The organism is Hymenobacter sublimis (assembly GCF_023101345.1).
GTDB classification, from domain to species: Bacteria; Bacteroidota; Bacteroidia; order Cytophagales; family Hymenobacteraceae; genus Hymenobacter; species Hymenobacter sublimis.
In genome coordinates this window covers 3,717,409-3,737,579 of the sequence record NZ_CP095848.1, presented here as the reverse complement: position 1 = coordinate 3,737,579, position 20,171 = coordinate 3,717,409, and the positions used below count along the sequence as shown (strand labels likewise).

Here is a 20,171-nt window from a genome sequence, read left to right as displayed (position 1 = left end):
CGTGTTGTAGTTTGCAGGTGCAAAGATAATACAATTTCAAGCTGAAAACAAGGCCTATCTGCTCCTTAGCGCTGAACCGTAACCCAGCCTTTTACGCTCCGGCCGTCGGCGTCTTTCAGGTGGTAGTAATAAGTGCCGTCGGGTAGGTTATCGGCGCGCCAATCGTTGCGGTAGTTGTCGGTTTCGTAGAGCTTGGTGCCCCAGCGGCTGAATACCCGCAAGGTGGCCGGGCGGCAGCTAAAGCGCGGGATAAACGTCTCGTTCTTAGTGTCGTGGTTGGGGGTGATGATGTTAGGGACGAATACGTCGCCGACGATGACCGGAACGAAGCTGGTTTCCACGGTGCAGTTGGCGTAGCGGGCCGTGAGCTTGACGGTGTAAGTGCCAGCCGCCGTGTACAGATGGCTGGGTTTCTCCTCCCGGCTGATGGGGCTACCGTCGCCAAAATCCCACTCGTAGCTGCCGCCGGTTAGCACCGGCTCGAAAGTACACGTAAAGGGCGCCAGACCGGTGTACTGCGGAAAGTTGGTGCACTCCGGTACGCTCAGCGGGAAGTTGACGGTAGGCGAGGGAGCCAGCACTACCTGCCGGGTAGCTGAGGCCGCGCAGCCATTCTCCGTTACGGTGTAGCGCAACGTGAAGATGCCACCGCGCAGCTTGGTATCGGGCGGGGTAAAGCGGCCGTCGGGCGTGACGCCGGGGCCGCTCCAAGTGCCGCCCGCGGGGGTAGCGCCCGTCAGGGTCAGCGTCTGGGTTTCGTAGGCACACAGGGTGAGGTTGGGGCCGGCCGTAGGAGTTGGCAGCGGGTTTACCGTTATTACCCGGCTGGCCGTGCCGCAACCCAGGGAGTCAGAGTAGGAATAAGTGAGAGTGTGGGTGCCAGCGCCCGCCTGCTGCGGGTTAAATACGTTGCCGGCCAAGCCTCTGGTGGAACTCCAGGTGCCCCCGGCAGGGGTAGCCTGCAGGGTAACGGCGGCCCCATCGGCGCACAGCGCAGGTACCGGCGCAATGGCAACAGTCTGGTTCGGCGTTACAATCATGCGCAGGGGGCGGGTGCTTTGGCAGACGCCCGTGGTTGTGACGGTATACTGTAGTACGTTGCGCCCCACCAGAGCTGCCGTGGGCTGAAACTGGTAGGAGCCGTTCGGTAACCGCGTCACGCCGGGGCCGGTCCAGGTGCCGCCGGCTGGCTGCCCGCCCAGTGTTACCGGGCCATTGTTCACGCAGACGTACTGGGTAGGGCCGGGGTCAGCTACGGTAATGCCGAAGTCTATTTTGAAAGCTGCGTTGTTGCAGTTGGTGCTACCGTTTACAGTGGAAAAATAACTGGCGCTGGGCGGTACCGGAAAGCCTTGGGTGCTCCGGCAGCTGGCACACACGGCCTGGTACACCATGCCGCGCTTGTCGAAGCGGGAAGTACCGCCATCCACATGCTCGCCGGAGCCCCCGGTTTCGCCGTAAAACGTGGCGTACTCAATCGTGCGCAAACCTGCCCCGAACTGCACCAGATAGAAGTCGGAGCCATCGGAGGTGCGTTGGATGGCATTGGCCGTTACGGGCAGCTGAGCCATGTAAGAAATGCCGAAGCTGCGGTTGGTGTTACCGCCCCAGCCGCACACGTACACTCGCTCACAGTCATCAACCAGGAACGCCGTAGGCGACAGATCGTGCGCCAGCGGGCGGCCGCTGCCAAAGGCCGTGGAGTAGAGGCCGGTTCTTAGGTCGGGGGTGAGTTTCTGAATAAACTGTTGCCCCCCGGCCACGCCGTACAGGCCACTGGTGAGTGGGTACTGGCCCTGGGTTTGCCCTAGCACGTACACGTTATTACTACCGTCTAGCTGCACGAAATAGGCCAGGTCGTTGGCGCTGGTGCCCAGCAGGGTAGCTGCCTGCAAGGTATTGGCGGTAGTCGGAAAACGGGCCACGAAACCGTTGGTGCCGCCCGGATTGGCGGTCAGAAAGGCGCCGGTGGTGGTCGGAAAATCGGTGCTGGTACTGCTGCCGGCCACGTATACCCGCTGATCGGTGCTGAGCTGGATGGAGCAGGCAGTTTCAACGGCTGAGCCGCCCAGCAGTGTGCTCCAGAGAACGGTGCTTAAGTTGGCGCTGAGCTTGGCAACGACGGCATCTGCGGCGCCTTGACGGGTACTCTGGCCACCGCTGGTTGCCGGAAAGTCGGCGCTTTGCGTGGTAGAAGCCAGGTACACGTTGTTGGCCCCGTCCGTGATGATGTCGCCCCGGAAGGCGTCGCCGTAATTGTTAACGATGCCTGGGTTAAGCGTTAACCCATCGTTGCCACTGCCGCCGAGGTAGGTAGAGGCTACCAGCGCATTGCCCTGGGAATTCAGAATAGAGATAACCAAATCAGAGCCATTGGCATAGCGCGTGACGCCATTAACGCCGCTGCTCAACGGATCAACGGCAACGCCCCCATTGAAGCTACGGTCGTAGGCGGTCTGCGAAACGGGGTAGGTGAGGGAACTGGTGCTGCCCAGAATCACTAGTTGGTCGCTGCCATTCACTACTAGGCTGTGCGGCGCATCGGCCGCTTCTCCGCCTAAATAAGTGGCGTATAAGCGGGCCGCGCTACCCTTTACCGTAGTGTTGTACTTGATGATGGCCATGTCCATGGCGGCCGAAAACGACTGGTCGAAGGCGCCCAGGGAGGTAGGGAAGCCAGGCCCAAATGCCACGCCGCCGGAGTACATGTTGCCTTGCGCATCGTAAGTAGCCGTGAAGCCCCAGTTATCGGCTTTGGAGCCGGTGTAAGACGAGAAAACCACCGTTGGGTCAATGACCAGCGGCTTGCGCGCGTCATAAGCACCCAGGCGGAAGCCCACCACGCCGTTCTGTAGCTCGTAGTGGCAGCTTATCAGGTGGCGCTGGCCGTCGGGGCCTTCCTGCCAGGCCTGCGGCGCCTGTTCTACTACCTCGCCCACGGAGGTATGAATGCGCAGCACGCCTTCGGTCAGCTCAACTCGCTCCGGGCCCTGGTAGCGCAGGCGAATACGGCTCGGCTTGGCTCCGGGCGCCACCATAAAGTCGTATTCCAGGTGCTGATTGGCATTCTCGTAGAGTCGGACTCCAATGCCAGGATACACGTTGGTGTAAGTTGCTTCCCGAAACCCAGGCACCTGGCTGGCCCAGTGGCTCGGGTCGTTGCCGAGGTAGTAGTTGCGCACCTCGCCGGTCGGCTGGCCACCCTGAATAGTAGCGTGGCTGTTACCGCCCTCAAATGTAACGGAGTAGGCATGGCTGCGCAGCCGGGTTGCGGTAGCCTCGGGGGTATGCTCATGGGCAGCCCGGAGGGCGGCCGCGTCGGCAAGGGTGTAGGTAAAGCCCGTGGCGGTTAGGAATAGCCGGCCGGCCGGCAGCTCGGCCATGTAGCGGGCCCGAGCATCCCACTGCCCGCGGTTTTCCACAAACTCCAGACTGGGCTCCGGCACCGGCGAAGCAAACCGGGCCTGCGGGCCGGGAGGAACGGCCGCCTGAACAGCGTGAAGGAAAGCTAATAAGAAGATAATGAGGGTAGTAAATTTGGTCATTGGCAGGAAGTAATCAGGGAAGGAAAGGTACGCAAAGCCGCGCCAAAACCATGCCGCGCCGAGTAGCGCCAGCTTGGGCGGAACTCCTACCTTTGCCCCTGATCCTGTTGTTTGGAAAAAGGTTGCCCGTGCGTCGTTCGTTTGCCTTTGCGTGTACCGTGTTGCTGATGTTGTGGGTGCTGGCAGCCATTGCCTGCGCCCAGGTTCCGGCCTACACCTTCTGGCCGGCCATCTTTGGGGCCCTCACGCTACCCGTAGCCCTGGCGTTTAATCTGCTGGCGGGCCTGTACTGGCTGCTGCGGCGTTGGCCGGTGGCCCTGCTGCCGTTGGGGCTGGCGGTGCTTACCTGGCCTCATTTTCAGCGCGGGCTGGCAGTGCATCCGTTCCGGGTAGCTCCGGCGGCCGCCGCCCAAACCGGCCAGGTAGTGAAGGTGCTGTCGGCCAACGTGCGCATTTTCAACGTGTACCCCCAGCTACGCGACGCCGGCCTAAAGTCCTCCCGGGAAATGGTGCGCTGGGTGGCCGAAAACCCCGCCGATATTCTGTGCCTGCAGGAATTCTACAATGAGCCCGTGGGTACCCGCTCCCGCGACGGTAACGTGTTCCGCACCGTCGATATAATCGGGCGACAAGCCGGGCGGCAGGTGTTTCTCTCCAAAACCTTGACCAATAGCGCCGGCGCCGAGTTCGGCATGGCCATTTTTAGCCGCTTCCCTATTGTTAATAAAGGCACCATCAGCTTCGGCAAACTGACCCAGAACCACGCCATGTGGGCCGACGTCCGGTTGCCTTCTCACGACACGATTCGGGTGTACAGCTTCCATCTGCAGAGCATGAGCATGGAAGAAAAAGACATTGTAGACAGCTACTCCAGCAAGGCCGGCCTCAAGCAAAAAGGACTGGGGCTGCTGCGGCGCTTTAAGCGCGGGGCCGTGGCCCGGCACTGGCAAGTAGACACGCTGGTGCGCCGCTTCGAGCGGTGCCGCTACCCCATGCTGCTCTGCGCCGACCTCAACGACGTGCCCTATAGCTACAGCTACGACCAGCTGGCTGACCATTTCCAGAACGCCTGGGCCAGCTTGGGCAACGGCGTCGGCAGCACCTACAACGGTCGCCTACCCTTCGTGCGCATCGACAATCAGTTTGCCAGCCCGCAGTGGATTGTGGACGACTACTGGGTGCACTACGAAATTCCGTATTCCGACCATTTCCCTAGTACCGCTACCTACCGCCTCGCCGGGAAGCAACCATAGTCAAGAGTTTTATACCAGAAACAGGTCAGTATAAACTACCCAGGGAACTTTATAAACTACCGAGCCGGCACTTTGTACTGTTTGAGCGGCTGTTTGTGCTTAGTTGCGGAAATATTGGGGCTGAAAGCAGCTATTTAATGCGGTTAGCTGTTAGTATGGGCCACCATCAGACGGAGCCTAAGCATACGGGTTACAAAATCTGCGCAATCCTCTTACTCTGCAAAATCTGCGGTTACTTTTGCACTCATGCAGCCACCCCTCTCGCTCTACAACACGCTTACCCGCCGCAAAGCCCCGTTTCAGCCCTTGCACGCACCTTTTGTGGGTGTGTATCTCTGCGGACCAACCGTTTATAGTGAGGCCCACGTAGGCAACGCCCGCGGCCCGGTGGTGTTCGATGTGCTGACGCGCTACCTGCGCTACCTGGGCTACACCGTGCGCTACGTGCGCAACATCACCGATGTAGGCCACCTGGAAGGCGACGCCGACGAGGGCGAGGACAAAATCAGCAAGCGGGCCCGCGCCCAGCAGCTGGAGCCCATGCAAGTGGCCGAGCAGTACACCAACCTTTACCAGGGCCACATGGAGGCCTTGGGCTGCTTGCCGCCCGACATCACGCCCCGGGCCAGTGGCCACATCATCGAGCAAATTGAGATGATTCAGCAGATCATCAACAATGGTTTTGGCTACGAGGTCAACGGCTCGGTGTACTTTGATGTGCCGGCTTATAACGCCGCCGGCCGCGGCTACGGCAAGCTCTCGAACCGGGTGGTAGAGGAGCTGCTGGCTGGCTCCCGCGACAACCTCGCCGGCCAGGACGAAAAGCGCAGCCCCCTAGATTTTGCCCTGTGGAAGCGGGCCGATGAGCGCCACCTCATGCGCTGGCCCTCGCCCTTCGGGGAGGCGCCCGGCGAGGGTTTCCCGGGCTGGCATCTGGAGTGCTCGGCCATGAGCCGCAAGTACCTCGGCGCCGAGTTCGATATTCACGGCGGCGGGCTGGACTTGATGTTCCCCCACCACGAGTGCGAAATTGCCCAGAGCCAGGCCTGCAACCACCCTACCAACGAGGCCCAGGTGTGGATGCACAACAACATGATTACGGTGAACGGGGCCAAAATGAGCAAGTCGCTGGGCAACTTCATTACCATCAGCCAGCTGTTTGAAGGCACCAACAATACGCTTACTCAGGCCTACTCGCCCATGACGGTGCGCTTCTTCCTGCTCCAGGCCCACTACCGCAGCACCGTTGATATTACCGACGAGGGGTTGCAGGCGGCCCGCAAGGGCTACCGCAAGCTCATGAACGGCCTGCGCCTGCTGGAAAAGCTGGTGCTGCCCGCAGGCACCGCACCAGCCACCGACACCGCTGCGGCCGACGCCGAGCTAGGCAAGCTCACTCAGGACTGCTTCGCCGGCCTCAACGACGACCTAAACACGGCCCGCACCATTGCCAGCCTGTTCAACCTGCTACGCAAGCTCAACGGGTACGCCGCCAACCTGCCTACCCTGGCGCAGGTGGGCAATGAAGCGCTAACTGCCGCCGTTACTACCTTCCGGACGCTGGTGCAAGATGTGCTGGGCCTGCGGGACGAGCCCCGCGCCAACGTAGAGGACCTGCTGGGCCTGACCCTAAATTTCTACGCCAACGCCAAGCAAAGCGCCGCCAAAGCCCGCGAGGAAGGCAACGCCGACGAAGCCACCAAGCACTACGGCGAAATTGACCGGATCCGCACGGCCCTCAAAGACCAGGGCATTGTGGTAAAGGATACGAAAGCCGGCGTCGATTGGGCGTATAGCGAAGAGTAAACCGACCCGGTTGAACGTCAGGCAGAAGCGCCGCCGAAGCATCTCGCTCGAATCGTTAGGTAGTAACGCCAACGTCAGTCGAGCAGGATTCCTCGCGGGGCCCGGAATGGCGGCTACCATCACAACATCGGCACGCGAGATGCTTCGGCGGCGCCTCTGCCTGACGTTCTTTCTACTTTGTACTTGTTGTATATGAACCTTCTCTCTCGTCTTGCGCCGGCTTCGCTGGTGGCCCTGCTGCTGCTCACCGCCTGTCCGGCCAAAAAGGACACTGCCGAAACCGAAAACAACGCGGCCAGCCAGCCCGCGCTACCCCAGGCCCCGGCTTTCAACCCCGACTCGGCCTACGCTTACACGGCCAAGCAGGTAGCCTTCGGGCCGCGCGTGCCTAATACCAAAGCCCACGTGCAAACCGGGGACTGGATAATTGGGCAGTTCAAGGCGGCGGGCCTATCAGTAAAAGAGCAGCCGTTTGAGGCCATGGCCTTTGATGGGAAGATGCTGAAGTCGCGCAACATCATTGCTCAGTACATGCCCCAGGCCCCGCGCCGCATTGCCATTTTCACCCACTGGGATACCCGCCCCTTCGCCGACAAAGACAAGGAGCAGAAAAATGCGCCTCTCGATGGGGCTTCCGACGGGGCCAGTGGGGTAGGTATTGCCCTAGAAATGGCCCGCGTATTGTCCCAGCAAAAGGATGCCGCCGCGCCCGGCGTCGGGGTCGATTTTATCTTGTTTGACTCCGAGGACTACGGCTACGATGGTAGCACCCAGGGCGAGAAAAAGAACCTGCTACCTCCGGGCCAGGAAAGCTGGTGCCTGGGCTCCCAGCACTGGGCCAAGAACATGGTGCCCACCAACTACAAGCCCAACTACGGCATACTGCTGGACATGGTGGGTGCCAAAAACGGCCGCTTCAGCCGCGAGGACCTCAGCCGCCAACAGGCCCGCGACGTGGTGGATAAAGTTTGGAATACAGCCGCCCAGCTCGGCTACTCCGACTACTTCTTATTCAGCGACAGTCCGGGCATCACCGACGACCATGTATTCACCAATCAGGCCGGCGTGCGCACCATCGACATCATCGATTTCCTGCCCAACGGGGAGTTTCAGCCCTACCACCACACCACCCAGGACAACATGAGCATCATTGACAAGCGGACGCTCAAGGCCGTGGGCCAAACCCTGCTGACGACCATTTACGCCGAGTAAGAAGCCCGTCTGAATTTCCTGGAAAGCCCTGGCAACATAGTTCGTCAGGGCTTTTTTATGAAGGTCGATTACGTTCTAAACTAAACCTGTTCTAGTAAGCAGCTTGTAGTATACCACGGTAGCGTGCAGCTCCCCATCGGCGCCGCGGGCGAAGGCCGGAATGGCGCCGGCCGCTACGTAGCCCAGCCCATGATACAGTAGTTCCGACCCCGCGCCTTGCAGCGTGTCCAGTACCAGTGTGGTGCGGTGCTGCTGGCGGGCCAGTTCTTCCACGGCCTGCATGAGCTGGCGGCCGATGCCCCGCCGCTGGGCCCAGGTAGGAACCAGCAGCTTGGCTACCTCGGCGCGGTGCGTGGCATTGGCCTTGGTGGCCAGGTGCAGCTGCACCGTACCAACCAGCTCGCCATTCTCCTCTTCCGCAGCCAGCAGCAGAACCCTGCCCGACGACAGCGCAACCCCGATTTCCTGCCAATACTCGCGGGCTTCCTCAGCTGCTAAGGGTGGCAGGAACCCCACGGAAGCGCCCGAATCAACGGCATCCTGGAGCAGCGCAACTAAGCCGTTGAGGTAGGAGGGAAACTCAGCAACTTCTAGAGGTCGGATGTTGATAGGCATGATGGGTAATGGTGGGTTACACGTATTCCAGTCGGGCGCCGGCGGCCTCCACGGTCAGGCGGGCGGTGCGGCCGCAGATGAGAGCCATGTTCTGGGGCTCGTGGCCGACTGGAAAGCCGTGCGCAATAGGAAAGCCGTACTTGCCGGCGTAGTGCTGAATGATTTCGTTGGGCGTCTGGCCGTAGGGCACGGCGTTATCCTGGGGGTTGGTGAAGTGGCCCACCAGCAGGCCGGCCAGGTTCTGGAGCTTGCCCGTGCGGTCCAGGTGCACCAGCATTCGGTCGATGGAATACAAGTACTCGTCAATATCCTCCAGGAACAGAATGCGGCCCGCAGTGGGGCAGTCGGAGGCGGTGCCGGTCAGGGTTTGCAACATGCTCAGGTTGCCGCCTACCAGCTCGCCGGTGGCCGTGCCGAGCTGATTGAGCGGGTGGGCCGGGATGGTATAGCGCGTTTCCTCCCCAAACAGCGCCCGGCGCAAACTTTCCACCGATTCCTGCCCGCCTTCCTGATGGAAAAAAATGGGCATTACCCCATGAATGCTCTGGTGCCCGAGCTTTAGTAGGTGGCAATTAAGCGTCGTAATGTCAGAGAAGCCGGCCACCCATTTCGGGTCATGGGCGAAGCGGGAAAAATCGAGACCATCAATGATGCGCGGGGTGCCGTAGCCGCCCCGGGCGCACAGAATAGCCCGGATGCTGGGGTCGTCGAGTTGCTGCTGAAAATCCTGGCGGCGTACTTCATCCTCGCCCCCAAATTGGTGGTGGCTCACGTTGGTGCTAGCCCCCAACACTACCCGCAGCCCCCAGCTTTCGAGGGTAGCAACCGCCGCCGCCAGCTCCTCATGGGACGCTTTGCGGGCAGGACAAACAATAGCAACCTGGTCGCCGGGGCGAAGTGGAGCGGGAGCGGTAGTAGGCATAGAAGTCGGAAGGTCAGTAGCCGCAAACCTAAGCAAACGGGCCGTAGCGCGAAACGGGAGCTGCGCTCTGCCGTGCGGTTTAGGCCACCTACAGCGGTTTTCAAGTTAGTGCATGGGTAGCGCGGCCGGACCCCTCCCCCGGCCCCTCCCCAGTAGGGAGGGGGCCCAGACGAAGAGCTAGTGGCTAACAACTAACAGCTTCATTAGAACGCACCCCTCCCTATTGGGAGGGGATGGGGGAGGGGTCCACCTACCTGCCAAACGGCTATAAAAACGCAACCTCAACGTGAGGCACCCAGGGTGGGCGAGGTATCTTTGCAGTGGCTTGCGCCGGACGCGGCCCCTGTGTATGCGCTTTTACTTTCTTCTAATTCTCCTGCTGAGTATCGGCTGGCCCGCAGCCCTGCGCGCCCAAATAGCTCCCGATACCACCCACGGCCGCTACCACCGGCCCGTGTTTCGGCAGGTGACGGTACGCCGCAACGTGGAGTTTGCCCAAGTCACTACCCTGCTGGGCATGTCGCAAACCTTATACATGGACGTGTATGAGCCCACCGGCGACACCGTGCGCCGCCGGCCCCTGGTGGTGCTGGCCCACGAGGGTGGCTTCCTGACCGGCACCCGCGACGACGCCGTGATGACGGCCTTGTGCAACCGGCTGGCCCGGTTGGGCTACGTGGCCGCTACCATTGATTACCGGCTGTATTTCTTTCCGTTTGACACCGTGGGCATCGGGCGGGCCGCCATTCGGGCTACTCAGGATATGCGCGCGGCGGTACGGTTTTTTCGGCACGATGCGGCTACTGCGAAGAAGTTTCGGGTGCATCCGGGCTACGTGTTTGTGGGTGGTTCCTCGGCCGGCGGCTTTATGGCTCTGCAAGCGGGCTACCTCAACAAAGCCGCCGAAGTACCGGCCTACCTCGATTTGAAAGCCTTGGGCGGACTGGAAGGCAGCGGCGGCCACGCCGGTTACAGCAGTCGGCCCCGCGGGGTAATTAACCTGTGCGGTGCCCTGGCCCGCGCTACCTGGCTCGAAGCGGGGGATGTACCCCTGTGCAGCGTCCACGGCACCCGCGACGGGCTGGTACCGTATGGGCGCGGCACGGTCGGCTCGGCGCTGCCGCCCCAACTGGTGTACGGCAGCGGGGCGTTACGCCTGCGGGCCAACGCGGTGGGGGTGCCCAACGTGCTGCGTCGGCTGCGCGGGGCGGGCCACGTGCCGTACTCGTTCGAGCCGACGTATATCGATTCGGCCTTTTTTGCCATGCGCGACTTTCTGCGGCCCTTGCTGGGGGTAGGAGCGCCCGGGCCGTTGCTGGCAGCCGCCCTGAATCCGCGCCGGGCGGCGCAGGTTACGGCCCTGCTGCTGCCGCGGCGCATCGGACTACAAGGCCTGCCGACCCCCGATGAAATAACCTGGCGGCCCGATTTGCTGAAATCCACGCCCGACTCAACCCAGCGTCCTGCCGAGCCAGCCCTGCCGTTGCCCGCCGCTGATGCCGCACCTACCCCCACGCCTCCCGCGCCACCACAAGGCAGCACCCCGAAGTCAGAGCGGTAAATAAGTAGGAGAAGCAGGCCCCGATCGAAGCTTAATAACCACTTGTCATTTCGAGCGGGAGCGAGGAACCTGAGTTCACCATGCAACGGCTTACCCCAGATTCCTCGCTGCTCTCGGAATGACAAGCATAAGATTGTAGAGACGCAATATTTTGCGTCTTGGTGCTAGACCGGTTGGCGATGAAAAGCCCCGCATAAACAACATCAAAACGACGAGACGCTAGGTGTCGCGTCTCTTCAGCGCGCTACGTCAGCGAGAGGCTGCGGCTTAGGCTGAAACTTCCTCGGCCAGTTCTGTGCCGACGCTGATGGGACGGAGGCGGCCGGTGCGGACGATGAAGGCGCCGTACTTGCGCAGGGTGTCGCGGTGGCGAATCAGGTTTTCTAGGGCCACGTAGCCCACTACGTATTCGTCCTCGTCAGCTTCTTCCGAAATTTCGCTGAAATCGAGCAAGTCGATGATGCGGTCCTCGTCGGTGCGCAGGTAGATTTCCACTTCCAGGTCGGAGGCGTAGGTAGGGGCCGCGGCGGCTTTGGCGTACTGGTAGGCAAAGCCCTGGCGCAAGGCAGCCAAATCGGCGAGGACGGCCGAGCCGGTGGGGTGCCCGCCCGCGCCGCGTCCGCGCAGGAACTGCTCACCAGCAAAATCGGCCTCAATGACCACGCCGTTAAACTCCTGATCCACGGTGTAGAGTGGCGACTCGGGGCCGATGAGTTGGGGCGTTACGAGCACCGTTACGCGCCCGTCGGGTAGGCGCTGCAGGCCGGCCACTACCTTAATTTTCTGGCTCTGACTGGCGGCAAACGCAACATCCACCGCGCTGATTCCTTCGATGCCGAGGTTGAGCACCTGCTCTGGCTGCAGAAAAGCCCCATAGGCGTGGGCGGCCAGCAGCACGGCCTTGGAGCGCGGATCGAACGCGCCCATGTCGAGGGTAGGGTCGGTTTCGGCAAAGCCCAGGGCCTGCGCTTCGGCCAGGGCCGGGGAGTAGTCGGAGCCGTCCTCGCCCATGCGCGTAAGCACGTAGTTGGAGGAGCCGTTGAGAATGCCCGTGAGGCGGCGCAGCGGCTCGGTGCTGAAGTACGCATCCAGGGTCCGGATAACCGGAATGCTGCCGCACACGGCGGCCTCATATAATAAGGTGCCCTGGCCTTCGCGCTGCAACCGGATGAGCTCAGGCAGGTGGCGGGCCAGCATAGCTTTGTTGGCCGTGACTACCCGGCGGCCCCGGCGCAAGGCCTCGGCTACCAGCTCAAAAGCTGCGTCGGCATCGTCAATTACCTCCACCAGCACGTCCAGGGTATCGTCTGTTAGCACCGCTTGCACGTCGTACTCAAACCGATCGGAGGGTAGGGGCCGCACCTTGCCGGGCGTTTTCACCACAATGCGGGCAATGCTAAAACCGGCCTCAGGCTGCTGATTCAGTATATCGAAAAGGCCCTGGCCCACGCATCCAAACCCAATGAGGCCTACTCGCCAAGGCTGGGTGGTAGAAGCAAGGGAAGCAGCAGAGGCGGAGAAGGCAGCGTTAGTGGACATAGCTCTGGACGTAGAATCGTTCGAGGAATTGGGTAATCTGGGCGGTTTCGATCAGGAAGCCGTCGTGACCGAAGTGCGAATCCATTTCGGCGTACATAGCGCCCCGGATGTGGCGGGCCAGCAACTGCTGCTCCTGGGGCGGAAACAGCACGTCGGAGGAAATGCCTACCACCAGCGTGCGGGCCCGGATGCGGCCCAGTGCCGCCGCTACGCCGCCGCGTCGGCGCCCCACGTTGTGGCTGTCCATAGCCCGCGACAGGGTCACGTAGCTGTAGGCATTAAAGCGGGCCACCAGCTTGTCGCCTTGGTAGCGCTGGTAGGAGCTGGCCAAGTAGTCGTCGAGCTTGCTCTCGTCGGAGTCCGTTTGGGTACGGTCGTAGGCATCGGGGCTGCGGTAGCTGAGCAGGGCCACGGCGCGGGCCGCGCGTAGGCCCGCCGCGCCACCCGCGGGGGTAGCCGTTTCGTAAGTAGGGTCGGCGAAAATGGCCAGGCGCTGGGCTTCATTGAAGGCAATGCCCCAAGCCGAATGTCGGGCGCTGGTAGCCAACAGCACCAGGTTCTCGAATAGCTCGGGCCGCTGTACGGCCCACTCCACCGCCTGCTGCCCCCCTAGCGAACCGCCAATTAGGGTGTGCACCGACGTCAGGGCCAAATGTTCCCGCAAGGCCTCGTGCGCAGCCACCATATCCCGAATAGTCAGGAGCGGGAAGTGCTGGTAGGCTGGTTGCTCCGTTAGCGGGTCCGGGGTAAGTGGGCCGGTAGTGCCGTAGCAGGAGCCCAGCACGTTGGCACACACAATAAACCAGTCGGCCGGATCGAAGTGACAACCCGCGCCAAACAAACCGGGCCACCAGCTTAGCACATCGGCATTGGCCGTGAGGGCGTGACACACCCACACCACATTGTCGCGGGCCGCGTTGAGGCGGCCGTAGGTATGGTAGGTAACCTCCACCCGGGGTAGGGTAGCGCCGCTTTCCAGCCGCAGGGGCCGGGGCAGGCGGAACAGGTGTGGCTCTTCGGAAGACATGGAATAAGGAGCGCGGGTCGGAGGAAAGCGAAGTCGGAAGCTGCTTCGCGGGTAGTTGCTAGGGGCGCGCCAGGGCAACGAGGAGCGTTTAACCATGCGCGAAAGGAAACTTCGCGCGGCATTCGGGTTCATGCTAGTATATCCTAGCCCGCAGGCGGAGCCGATTTTGCCCGGCTCCGCCCCGGCCAGGTGCGGGCGGCGTATGTTCCGATGGTTCCTCTCTCACAAAAAACGTCGGCGCCGGCCCGCTTACCGCATGGCTGGAAGCTGCTGCCCGGCGGCTCTCTCACCTGCCGCCGGACATCAACCCCTCTCAAGTGCTAGACTTCCAGCGTAGCGGCGTGTTCGAGTTCTGGCTCCGGCAGCAGCGTGCTACCGGCCACATCAGCGGGCTGAGCGGCTACATTGCGCACCGCGTCAAAGGCCTGGGCCAGGTCGGCCCGGATATCATCAAAATGCTCAATGCCCACCGAGAGACGCAGGAGGGTAGGCGTCACGCCGGCGGCGCGCTGCTCCTCTTCGGAAAGCTGCTGGTGGGTAGTAGCCGAGGGCTGAATGATGAGCGTTTTGGCGTCGCCCACGTTGGCTAGGTGGCTGACCAGCTTTAGGTTATCAATAAACTGCGTAGCCGTTTCCTTAGAGCCTTTGATGGCGAAGGTGAGCACCCCGCCGTAGCCGCGCTTCAGGTATTTCTGGGCCAGGGCGTGGTAGGGGCTGCTCTTGAGGCCGGGGTAGTTCACGGCTTCTACCTGCGGGTGTTGCTCCAGCCAGGTAGCCACGCGCAGGGCGTTTTCCACGGTGCGGTCTACGCGCAAGCTCAGCGTTTCCAGGCCCTGAATCAGCTGCCAGGCATTGAATGGGCTTTGGGAAGGACCGAAGTCGCGCAGGCCTTCCACCCGGGCCCGAATGATAAAGGCAATGTTGCCAAACGGCCCGCCTTTTCCGAATACATCATTGAACACCAGCCCGTGGTAGCCCTCGGAAGGCTCCGTGAACTGCGGAAACTTGCCGTTGCCGAAGTCATATGTACCGCCGTCCACAATCACGCCGCCAATGCTGGTACCGTGGCCGCCAATCCACTTCGTCGCCGATTCTACCACAATGTGGGCGCCGTGCTCCAGGGGCCGAAACAGGTAGCCGCCCGCACCAAACGTATTGTCCACGATGAGGGGCAGATCGTGCTTGTCGGCAATGGCGGCAATGCGCTCAAAGTCCGGGATGCTAAAGCTCGGATTGCCAATGGTTTCCAGGTAGATGGCCTTGGTATTCTCGTTTATCAGGGCCTCAAACTTCTCCGGCTGGTCGCCGTCGGCGAAGCGCACCTCAATGCCCAAGCGCTTAAACGCTACCTTAAACTGGTTGTAAGTGCCGCCGTACAAGTGCGTGGTGCTCACGAAGTTGTCGCCGGCCTGCAGAATGTTGTTGAGGGCAATGAACTGCGCCGCCTGCCCCGAGGAAACCGCCAGGGCTGCCACTCCGCCTTCCAGGGCCGCCACACGCTGCTCAAACACGTCGGTGGTGGGGTTCATCAGGCGGGTGTAGATGTTGCCGAACTCCTTCAGCGCAAAGAGGTTGGCGCCGTGCTCGGCATTCTTGAACACGTAGCTGGTGGTCTGGTAGAGCGGTACGGCGCGGGAACCAGTTACGGGGTCGGGCTGCTGGCCGGCGTGGAGTTGGAGGGTCTCGAAGTGGAGGTTCTGCGTGGACATGGCAAGGCTGGGTTAAAGACCGTTTGGACAGGAAATGAGGGAGCGAAAACGCGAAGAGAAAGCCACGACGAGGCGCAGCGGGGGCCGCACCGGAACCAGCCAGAAAATGCTTCTGAAGCTGAATGGGATGCAGGCGGGCCTCGGGTGCCACTGTGGGTCACCGCAGAATCAGGCCAAGAAAGAGGAAGGGGTTAGCTAGCCGGGAGTAGGGCTAGCAACAGCAACAACACGTGCTACAGCAGCGCATTCGCATTCGCCGGGAAGCTGGAGCAGCTACCGAAACACAGAAACCCCACGACCTAGTAGGGCGCAACAAAGCGACCAAGGCAGCGGGGTAGGAAGGGGCGAAAGCGAGGATGTTTTCCATGGTACTCCTGAGTTATATGCCCCGCCAGCTAAGCTGATCGGGCAGGAATTGGCACCTTTCGCGCGGTCGAAGGTTGCCAGCGGGTCAGGGAGCCTGTTCTCTCGCCGCTTCTGTATAAATCTTATGAAAACTACCCCGCCGCGAGCGGGGGAGTACCGAGTTGGTATTGCAAAGGTATAGCAGCGGTTTTGATATATGCAATAGGGTAGCAAAATTTTTTACCGCGGTGGCTGACTACAGCCCTTAGAAGGTGCTAAAGCCAATACGATGATTCAAGCCGCTGATTTTCAAACGCAATGTATCCGTTGCTCTATCTCATAGAGCTAGTTGCAAGAACTATAGCTCCCTACGTTGCCGGAAAAATCTGGCATACGACTGTCCGTTACCGCAAACATACTCGTACGAAAAAGCATGGGTAGGCCACAAAAAAAGCCACTCGTTTACGAGTGGCTTTTTAGGATAATTCCTAGATATAGCCTAGGCTTAAATCTTAGGTAAAGTCAACACCTGGCCTACCTCAATGTGGTCGGGATTGGCGCCGATGGTTGCCTTATTGGCATCGTATATCTGATGCCACTTGGAGGCGTCACCGTAGTGGTTCTTGGCAATTTTAGAAAGCGAATCGCCGCTTACTACCGTGTATTTGTCGGCCTGGGCAGCTGCCGGCTGGGCAGCGGGCTGGTTAGCGTTGCCGAAGAAATCGGTGGCGCCGCCAGCGGCAGGTTTAGGAGCAGGAGCAACGGGTTTTTTTTCGCCGTCGTTGGAAAGGAAATCAAACAGTCCCATAGTGGTAAATGCAAGTAAATGTGGAAGAAACGACCGACTTGCAGGGCAGGAAAAGGGCGTCGGTTTTGGCTCTTACGCCAAGGCCAACAATAAGTTGTATCCGGCGCATGCGCATAATTCTAGGCTGAACATCTTGCGGAATTGCCCCGTAAGAGGCGCAATACCAAGTGTCCTGCTTGGTGGTGTTTCTCCCTCATTTTAACTTATCTCCCTGCCCCATGAAAACTAATTCCGCTCCCTTGCGCTACCTGGCTAGCCTGCTCATGTTACTGGTACTTTTCACTGCTTCCTGCGGCAGCAAAGAAGGCAAAGTAGAAGGCGTGAACATGCTGTATGGCACCGAAAGCAAAGTTTGGAAAACCGATAAAGAACTGAGCGCCAGCGGCGACAAAGTAAAGCAGACGGATGCTCAGGAGGATGAGCGCATCACCTTCTTTGCCAACAAGCAGTATAACATGACCTCTCCTGCTGGTGCCGTAAATGGCAAGTATGAGTTTGACCAGGCCGGTAAGAAAATCACTATGACGCCTGATGGAGCTGCCCAGAGCAATACCTTCGATGTAGTAACGCTCACCGACGACAAGCTCACGCTCCGTAGCCCCGAGGGCGCTGAGCTGCGCCTTGAAAAAGAATAAGCGCTGGTAGCTTTTCGCTTCGCAACAAAAAAGCCTCTCTGTATCCAACGGAGAGGCTTTTTTATGACCATTCGGTACTGGCAGTATGCTGAGGCTGGCCGCTTTTTCGGTGTGCTCTTATGGGCAGCTCTCGGATGAATTACTATCGGGTGCCTTGTAACTTATATTCTTATATATCTTTGGTTAAACTTTAAAAAAGTAACAGAAATATTAATCAGTCAACAGATACAATTATGGTGTTTATGGCCGTCGCGAAGCGTGTTCATCTGTTTCTTATCTGCGCTGTTCTGCTGATGTTGCCTTTGCTGACTCAGGGTCAGACAACCAGTACCCTTGTCAGCTTCGACTTTAACTCGGGTACTCGGTATGACGCGCTTACGCCCGTTACGGCGGCGGGCGTTACGGCAGCGGCCTCTTCAACGGAGGCGTTTGCTACTAGCCCGGGTACGGCTACGGGTGCCGGCGCCTTTACGGCCGCTCCGAGCGGCCCGGCGTTGTCGATGGCAAATTCCACGGGCTCCAATAACAGGTACTTCCAGTTTGCGCTGGGCGGTAGTAACTTAAGCAGCTATTACGGTTACAAGCTGTACCTACAGCCCTACCGTTCCAGCACCGGCGCTACTACCATTACGGTGGCCTACAGCACCGACGGCGGCACTAACTTCACGAACTTTCCTACCACGCTGGCCGTGCCGGAACTGGCTTTTGCGGAACGGACACTCGATTTGTCTGGGGTAAGCGACCTGGACTACAAACACACGCTGGTGCTGCGGCTGCTGGTAAGCGGGGCCACCTCCGGCAGCGGCACCTTTCGCCTCGACAACTTCCAGGTGCAAGCTACCTCCGCCCTGAACCCCACGCCAGTTCTGACGAGCCTCAGTCCCGCTAGCATTGCGGCGGGCAGCAATGGCTTCACCCTGGTTGTTACCGGTAGCGGCTTTATTAACGGAAGCACCATCCGCTTTAATGGCGTTGAGCGGCCTACTACCTTGCACAGCGCCACCCAACTGACGGCCGCTATTCCCGCCTCCGACGTGGAGGTAGCCGGCACTTACCCCGTAACGGTGATTAGTCCGGGTCCGGGCGGCGGCACCTCCGCGAGCAGCAATTTTGTCGTTACGCCCGTAGTCCGCTGGGATGGGGGCGCCGGCACAAATAGTTGGTTTGACCGGGCTAACTGGGATGCTGATGCGGTGCCCACCACCAACGATGAAGTGCTACTGGACCACAACAAGGTTGCGGGCCGCTACACCGTGGTGCTTGATGCCGGCGGGGCCGTAGCCCCGGCTACCACGCCTACCGCTGAAGTTCGCTCCCTGACTATAAACCCGGCCACCGGCGACTCTATTCTGCTGGAAATATCAGCCCTGAATACTAGCACCGTGCCCCTACGCCTGACTCGTAACAGCGCTGCTGAAACTGCCTTGGCCATTTACAACAAGGGCGTTGTAACGAATACCAGTGACAGAGGCGGAATTGATATTCCGGGCGATAATCCGAATTTCTACCTCTACAATGGCGGCACCTACCGCCACTACACCGACCGGCCGCATGTAGGCCTGCTGGAAAACCTGGCCGCCGTGGCGGGCACGGAAGCCGGAACCTGGGAGTTTCGGCCCAAAACTCAGCCCAGTAACACAGCTTCCATTGCGGGCCGGACCTACCCCAACCTCGTTTTCCGGAACCGAATTGGGCAGGCTTTTACCAACTTCACTGGCAGTGGAGCTAACCCCCTGACCGTACGCGGCAACCTAATCATCGGTCCGGGCGCGGTGTTGACTGCCTCTACCACGAGCGAAGTGCGCGTGGCCGGCGACATAGTAGTGCAGGGTGCTTTTCGCTTTGCTCCCCAAACCACCGGGACCAGTACCGTCCGGATGGTGCTAAACGGGAGTCGGCCGCAACGCATTAGCGGGGTAGCCTGGGGCGCAGTGCCCAGCGGCACGCCAACGGGCACGTATCTGGCCGCCGATGTACCCCTGCAACTCAACAACACCAGCTCCGAGGGCGTGACGCTGGCTACCCCCGTTACGGTAAACAACGTGCTGCAACTCACGGCCGGCCGGCTGCAAACGGATGCGGTAAACCTGCTGACGCTACTTAATAATCCCACCAGCGGCTCTGATAACAGCTTTGTAAATGGCCCCGTGGCTCGTCCGGCTAGTGGTGCCGTTACCCTAACCTTCCCGCTGGGGCGCATTGCTGCCCAGGGTGCCGCCTACCGGCCTTTAACCTTAAACATCAACAGTCTGAGTCGGGCCACTACGTTTACGGCCACCCAAACCGAGGGCGGCTTTGCCACGAAAGACCTAACCGGCGACCTGCGCCGCCTGAATGCTACCCGCTACTTCGCGGTAACCCCCGCGCCCGCCCTCACCAGCGCCGATAACTTCGCGGGTACCATTACCCTGAGCTTTGGGCCCGATGACCAAGTAACGGACCCTACCGCCAGCACGCTGGTCGTAGCCAAGAACGACGGTAATGGCTGGGTAAACATTGGGCGGAGCGGCAATACGGGCGGCCCCAGCAACGGCACAGCGGTAACCGGCACTCTGACTTCAGGGCCATTCACTTCCTTCAGCTTGTTCACGCTAGCCAGTACCAACGCGGATGCTACCTCTAACCCGTTGCCCGTAACCCTGCTGCACTTCCGGGCCGAGCATCGGCGGGAAAGTGTGCGCCTGGCCTGGACTACTGCCACCGAGCTGAACAATGCCCGCTTTGAAATTCAGCGCAGCCTTGCTGGGCGGGAGTTTGTTACGGTAGCCAGCTTGCCAGGGCAGGGCAGCAGCGCCGCTTTGCACACCTACACCTGGCTTGATGCCGCCCCGCCCGCCGGTCCGTTGTACTACCGCCTGCGGCAGGTAGATACTGATGGCACTAGTAATATTTCTCCGGTAGTCGTCGTGACTCCTGGTGCCGGCGGGGTGCTTACCACATATCCTAACCCGGTTTCAGGGCATGTAAATTTTCAGGCTCCCGCTTCTAGCCTGCGCTACCGCATTGTGAACTTGCTGGGGCAAACTTTAACCCAGGGCCAGACGGTAGCCGGGGTGAACAGTGTGCCGGTACAGCTGCTGCTGCCAGGCGTGTACTACCTGCTGCTCGACACAGCTGCGGGTACCGAAAGCAGCAAATTTTACAAGGAGTAAGCAGCCGGCGGGAGCTCTATAGAAAATACCAGATATAGCTGA

Annotated in this window: 13 protein-coding genes and 1 riboswitch; of the genes, 6 read left to right on the top strand and 7 right to left on the bottom strand. The window is 60.3% G+C overall.

All coding sequences use genetic code 11. The features are described from left to right. Nucleotides 1-65: 65 nt before the first annotated feature. Nucleotides 66-3,545: a DUF7948 domain-containing protein gene (locus tag MWH26_RS15640; RefSeq protein WP_247975008.1), complete on the bottom strand. Its 3,480-nt coding sequence runs from the start codon at nt 3,543-3,545 to the stop codon at nt 66-68. 92 nt (nt 3,546-3,637) lie between these two features. On the opposite strand from MWH26_RS15640, the gene MWH26_RS15635 reads away from it, so the two are divergent. The 3 genes from MWH26_RS15635 to MWH26_RS15625 all read left to right on the top strand — a co-directional run bounded on the left by MWH26_RS15635 (nt 3,638) and on the right by MWH26_RS15625 (nt 7,816). Further along, the gene (locus MWH26_RS15635; RefSeq protein WP_247975007.1) at nt 3,638-4,798 is read left to right on the top strand and encodes an endonuclease/exonuclease/phosphatase family protein; all 1,161 of its coding nucleotides are present in this window, start codon (nt 3,638-3,640) and stop codon (nt 4,796-4,798) included. Nucleotides 4,799-5,044: 246 nt separating this feature from the next. Next, complete coding sequence (gene cysS / locus MWH26_RS15630) at nt 5,045-6,604, top strand: cysteine--tRNA ligase (protein WP_247975006.1); 1,560 nt, start codon at nt 5,045-5,047, stop codon at nt 6,602-6,604. 192 nt (nt 6,605-6,796) lie between these two features. Continuing rightward, the gene (locus MWH26_RS15625) at nt 6,797-7,816 is read left to right on the top strand and encodes a M28 family peptidase (protein ID WP_247975005.1); all 1,020 of its coding nucleotides are present in this window, start codon (nt 6,797-6,799) and stop codon (nt 7,814-7,816) included. A gap of 75 nt (nt 7,817-7,891) precedes the next feature. Here MWH26_RS15625 and MWH26_RS15620 read toward each other — a convergent pair whose 3' ends face one another. Together MWH26_RS15620 and MWH26_RS15615 are read right to left on the bottom strand one after the other, a co-directional pair. Next, nucleotides 7,892-8,431 (bottom strand): GNAT family N-acetyltransferase, encoded by a 540-nt coding sequence (locus MWH26_RS15620; RefSeq protein ID WP_247975004.1) that lies wholly within the window; start codon nt 8,429-8,431, stop codon nt 7,892-7,894. A gap of 16 nt (nt 8,432-8,447) precedes the next feature. After that, entirely contained in the window at nt 8,448-9,353 is a 906-nt protein-coding gene (locus MWH26_RS15615; RefSeq protein WP_247975003.1) for a S66 peptidase family protein, read from the bottom strand. 349 nt (nt 9,354-9,702) lie between these two features. Here MWH26_RS15615 and MWH26_RS15610 point away from each other — a divergent pair, with 349 nt between their 5' ends. Further along, nucleotides 9,703-10,914 carry an alpha/beta hydrolase gene (locus tag MWH26_RS15610; protein ID WP_247975002.1) on the top strand — a complete coding sequence of 404 codons (1,212 nt, stop codon included), beginning with the start codon at nt 9,703-9,705 and terminating at the stop codon, nt 10,912-10,914. A gap of 267 nt (nt 10,915-11,181) precedes the next feature. On the opposite strand, the gene MWH26_RS15605 is transcribed toward MWH26_RS15610, so the two are convergent. The 4 genes from MWH26_RS15605 to MWH26_RS15590 all read right to left on the bottom strand — a co-directional run bounded on the left by MWH26_RS15605 (nt 11,182) and on the right by MWH26_RS15590 (nt 16,342). Next, nucleotides 11,182-12,453 (bottom strand): homoserine dehydrogenase, encoded by a 1,272-nt coding sequence (locus tag MWH26_RS15605; RefSeq protein ID WP_247975001.1) that lies wholly within the window; start codon nt 12,451-12,453, stop codon nt 11,182-11,184. Beyond that, nucleotides 12,443-13,480 carry a homoserine O-acetyltransferase MetX gene (gene metX, locus MWH26_RS15600; protein WP_247975000.1) on the bottom strand — a complete coding sequence of 346 codons (1,038 nt, stop codon included), beginning with the start codon at nt 13,478-13,480 and terminating at the stop codon, nt 12,443-12,445. Before metX ends, MWH26_RS15605 begins: the two co-directional genes overlap by 11 nt. A 320-nt stretch (nt 13,481-13,800) precedes the next feature. Continuing rightward, complete coding sequence (locus tag MWH26_RS15595) at nt 13,801-15,189, bottom strand: O-acetylhomoserine aminocarboxypropyltransferase/cysteine synthase family protein (RefSeq protein WP_247974999.1); 1,389 nt, start codon at nt 15,187-15,189, stop codon at nt 13,801-13,803. 376 nt (nt 15,190-15,565) lie between these two features. After that, nucleotides 15,566-15,677: riboswitch (SAM riboswitch) on the bottom strand. 362 nt (nt 15,678-16,039) lie between these two features. Continuing rightward, entirely contained in the window at nt 16,040-16,342 is a 303-nt protein-coding gene (locus MWH26_RS15590; RefSeq protein ID WP_244697567.1) for a LysM peptidoglycan-binding domain-containing protein, read from the bottom strand. Between the two features lie 218 nt (nt 16,343-16,560). On the opposite strand from MWH26_RS15590, the gene MWH26_RS15585 reads away from it, so the two are divergent. Next, nucleotides 16,561-16,977 carry a lipocalin family protein gene (locus MWH26_RS15585; RefSeq protein WP_244697565.1) on the top strand — a complete coding sequence of 139 codons (417 nt, stop codon included), beginning with the start codon at nt 16,561-16,563 and terminating at the stop codon, nt 16,975-16,977. Nucleotides 16,978-17,270: 293 nt separating this feature from the next. Further along, nucleotides 17,271-20,129, top strand: coding sequence for a choice-of-anchor Z repeating domain-containing protein (locus tag MWH26_RS15580; RefSeq protein ID WP_247974998.1), 2,859 nt, complete (start codon nt 17,271-17,273; stop codon nt 20,127-20,129). Nucleotides 20,130-20,171: the final 42 nt, after the last annotated feature.

What these genes read in the sequence shown, in the direction of transcription:
- MWH26_RS15640 (WP_247975008.1), bottom strand. Translation starts at nt 3,545, where the DNA reads ATGACCAAATTTACTACCCTCATTATCTTCTTATTAGCTTTCCTTCAC.
- cysS (WP_247975006.1), top strand. Translation starts at nt 5,045, where the DNA reads ATGCAGCCACCCCTCTCGCTCTACAACACGCTTACCCGCCGCAAAGCC.
- MWH26_RS15625 (WP_247975005.1), top strand. Translation starts at nt 6,797, where the DNA reads ATGAACCTTCTCTCTCGTCTTGCGCCGGCTTCGCTGGTGGCCCTGCTG.
- MWH26_RS15620 (WP_247975004.1), bottom strand. Translation starts at nt 8,431, where the DNA reads ATGCCTATCAACATCCGACCTCTAGAAGTTGCTGAGTTTCCCTCCTAC.
- MWH26_RS15615 (WP_247975003.1), bottom strand. Translation starts at nt 9,353, where the DNA reads ATGCCTACTACCGCTCCCGCTCCACTTCGCCCCGGCGACCAGGTTGCT.
- MWH26_RS15610 (WP_247975002.1), top strand. Translation starts at nt 9,703, where the DNA reads ATGCGCTTTTACTTTCTTCTAATTCTCCTGCTGAGTATCGGCTGGCCC.
- MWH26_RS15605 (WP_247975001.1), bottom strand. Translation starts at nt 12,453, where the DNA reads ATGTCCACTAACGCTGCCTTCTCCGCCTCTGCTGCTTCCCTTGCTTCT.
- metX (WP_247975000.1), bottom strand. Translation starts at nt 13,480, where the DNA reads ATGTCTTCCGAAGAGCCACACCTGTTCCGCCTGCCCCGGCCCCTGCGG.
- MWH26_RS15595 (WP_247974999.1), bottom strand. Translation starts at nt 15,189, where the DNA reads ATGTCCACGCAGAACCTCCACTTCGAGACCCTCCAACTCCACGCCGGC.
- MWH26_RS15590 (WP_244697567.1), bottom strand. Translation starts at nt 16,342, where the DNA reads ATGGGACTGTTTGATTTCCTTTCCAACGACGGCGAAAAAAAACCCGTT.
- MWH26_RS15585 (WP_244697565.1), top strand. Translation starts at nt 16,561, where the DNA reads ATGAAAACTAATTCCGCTCCCTTGCGCTACCTGGCTAGCCTGCTCATG.
- MWH26_RS15580 (WP_247974998.1), top strand. Translation starts at nt 17,271, where the DNA reads ATGTTGCCTTTGCTGACTCAGGGTCAGACAACCAGTACCCTTGTCAGC.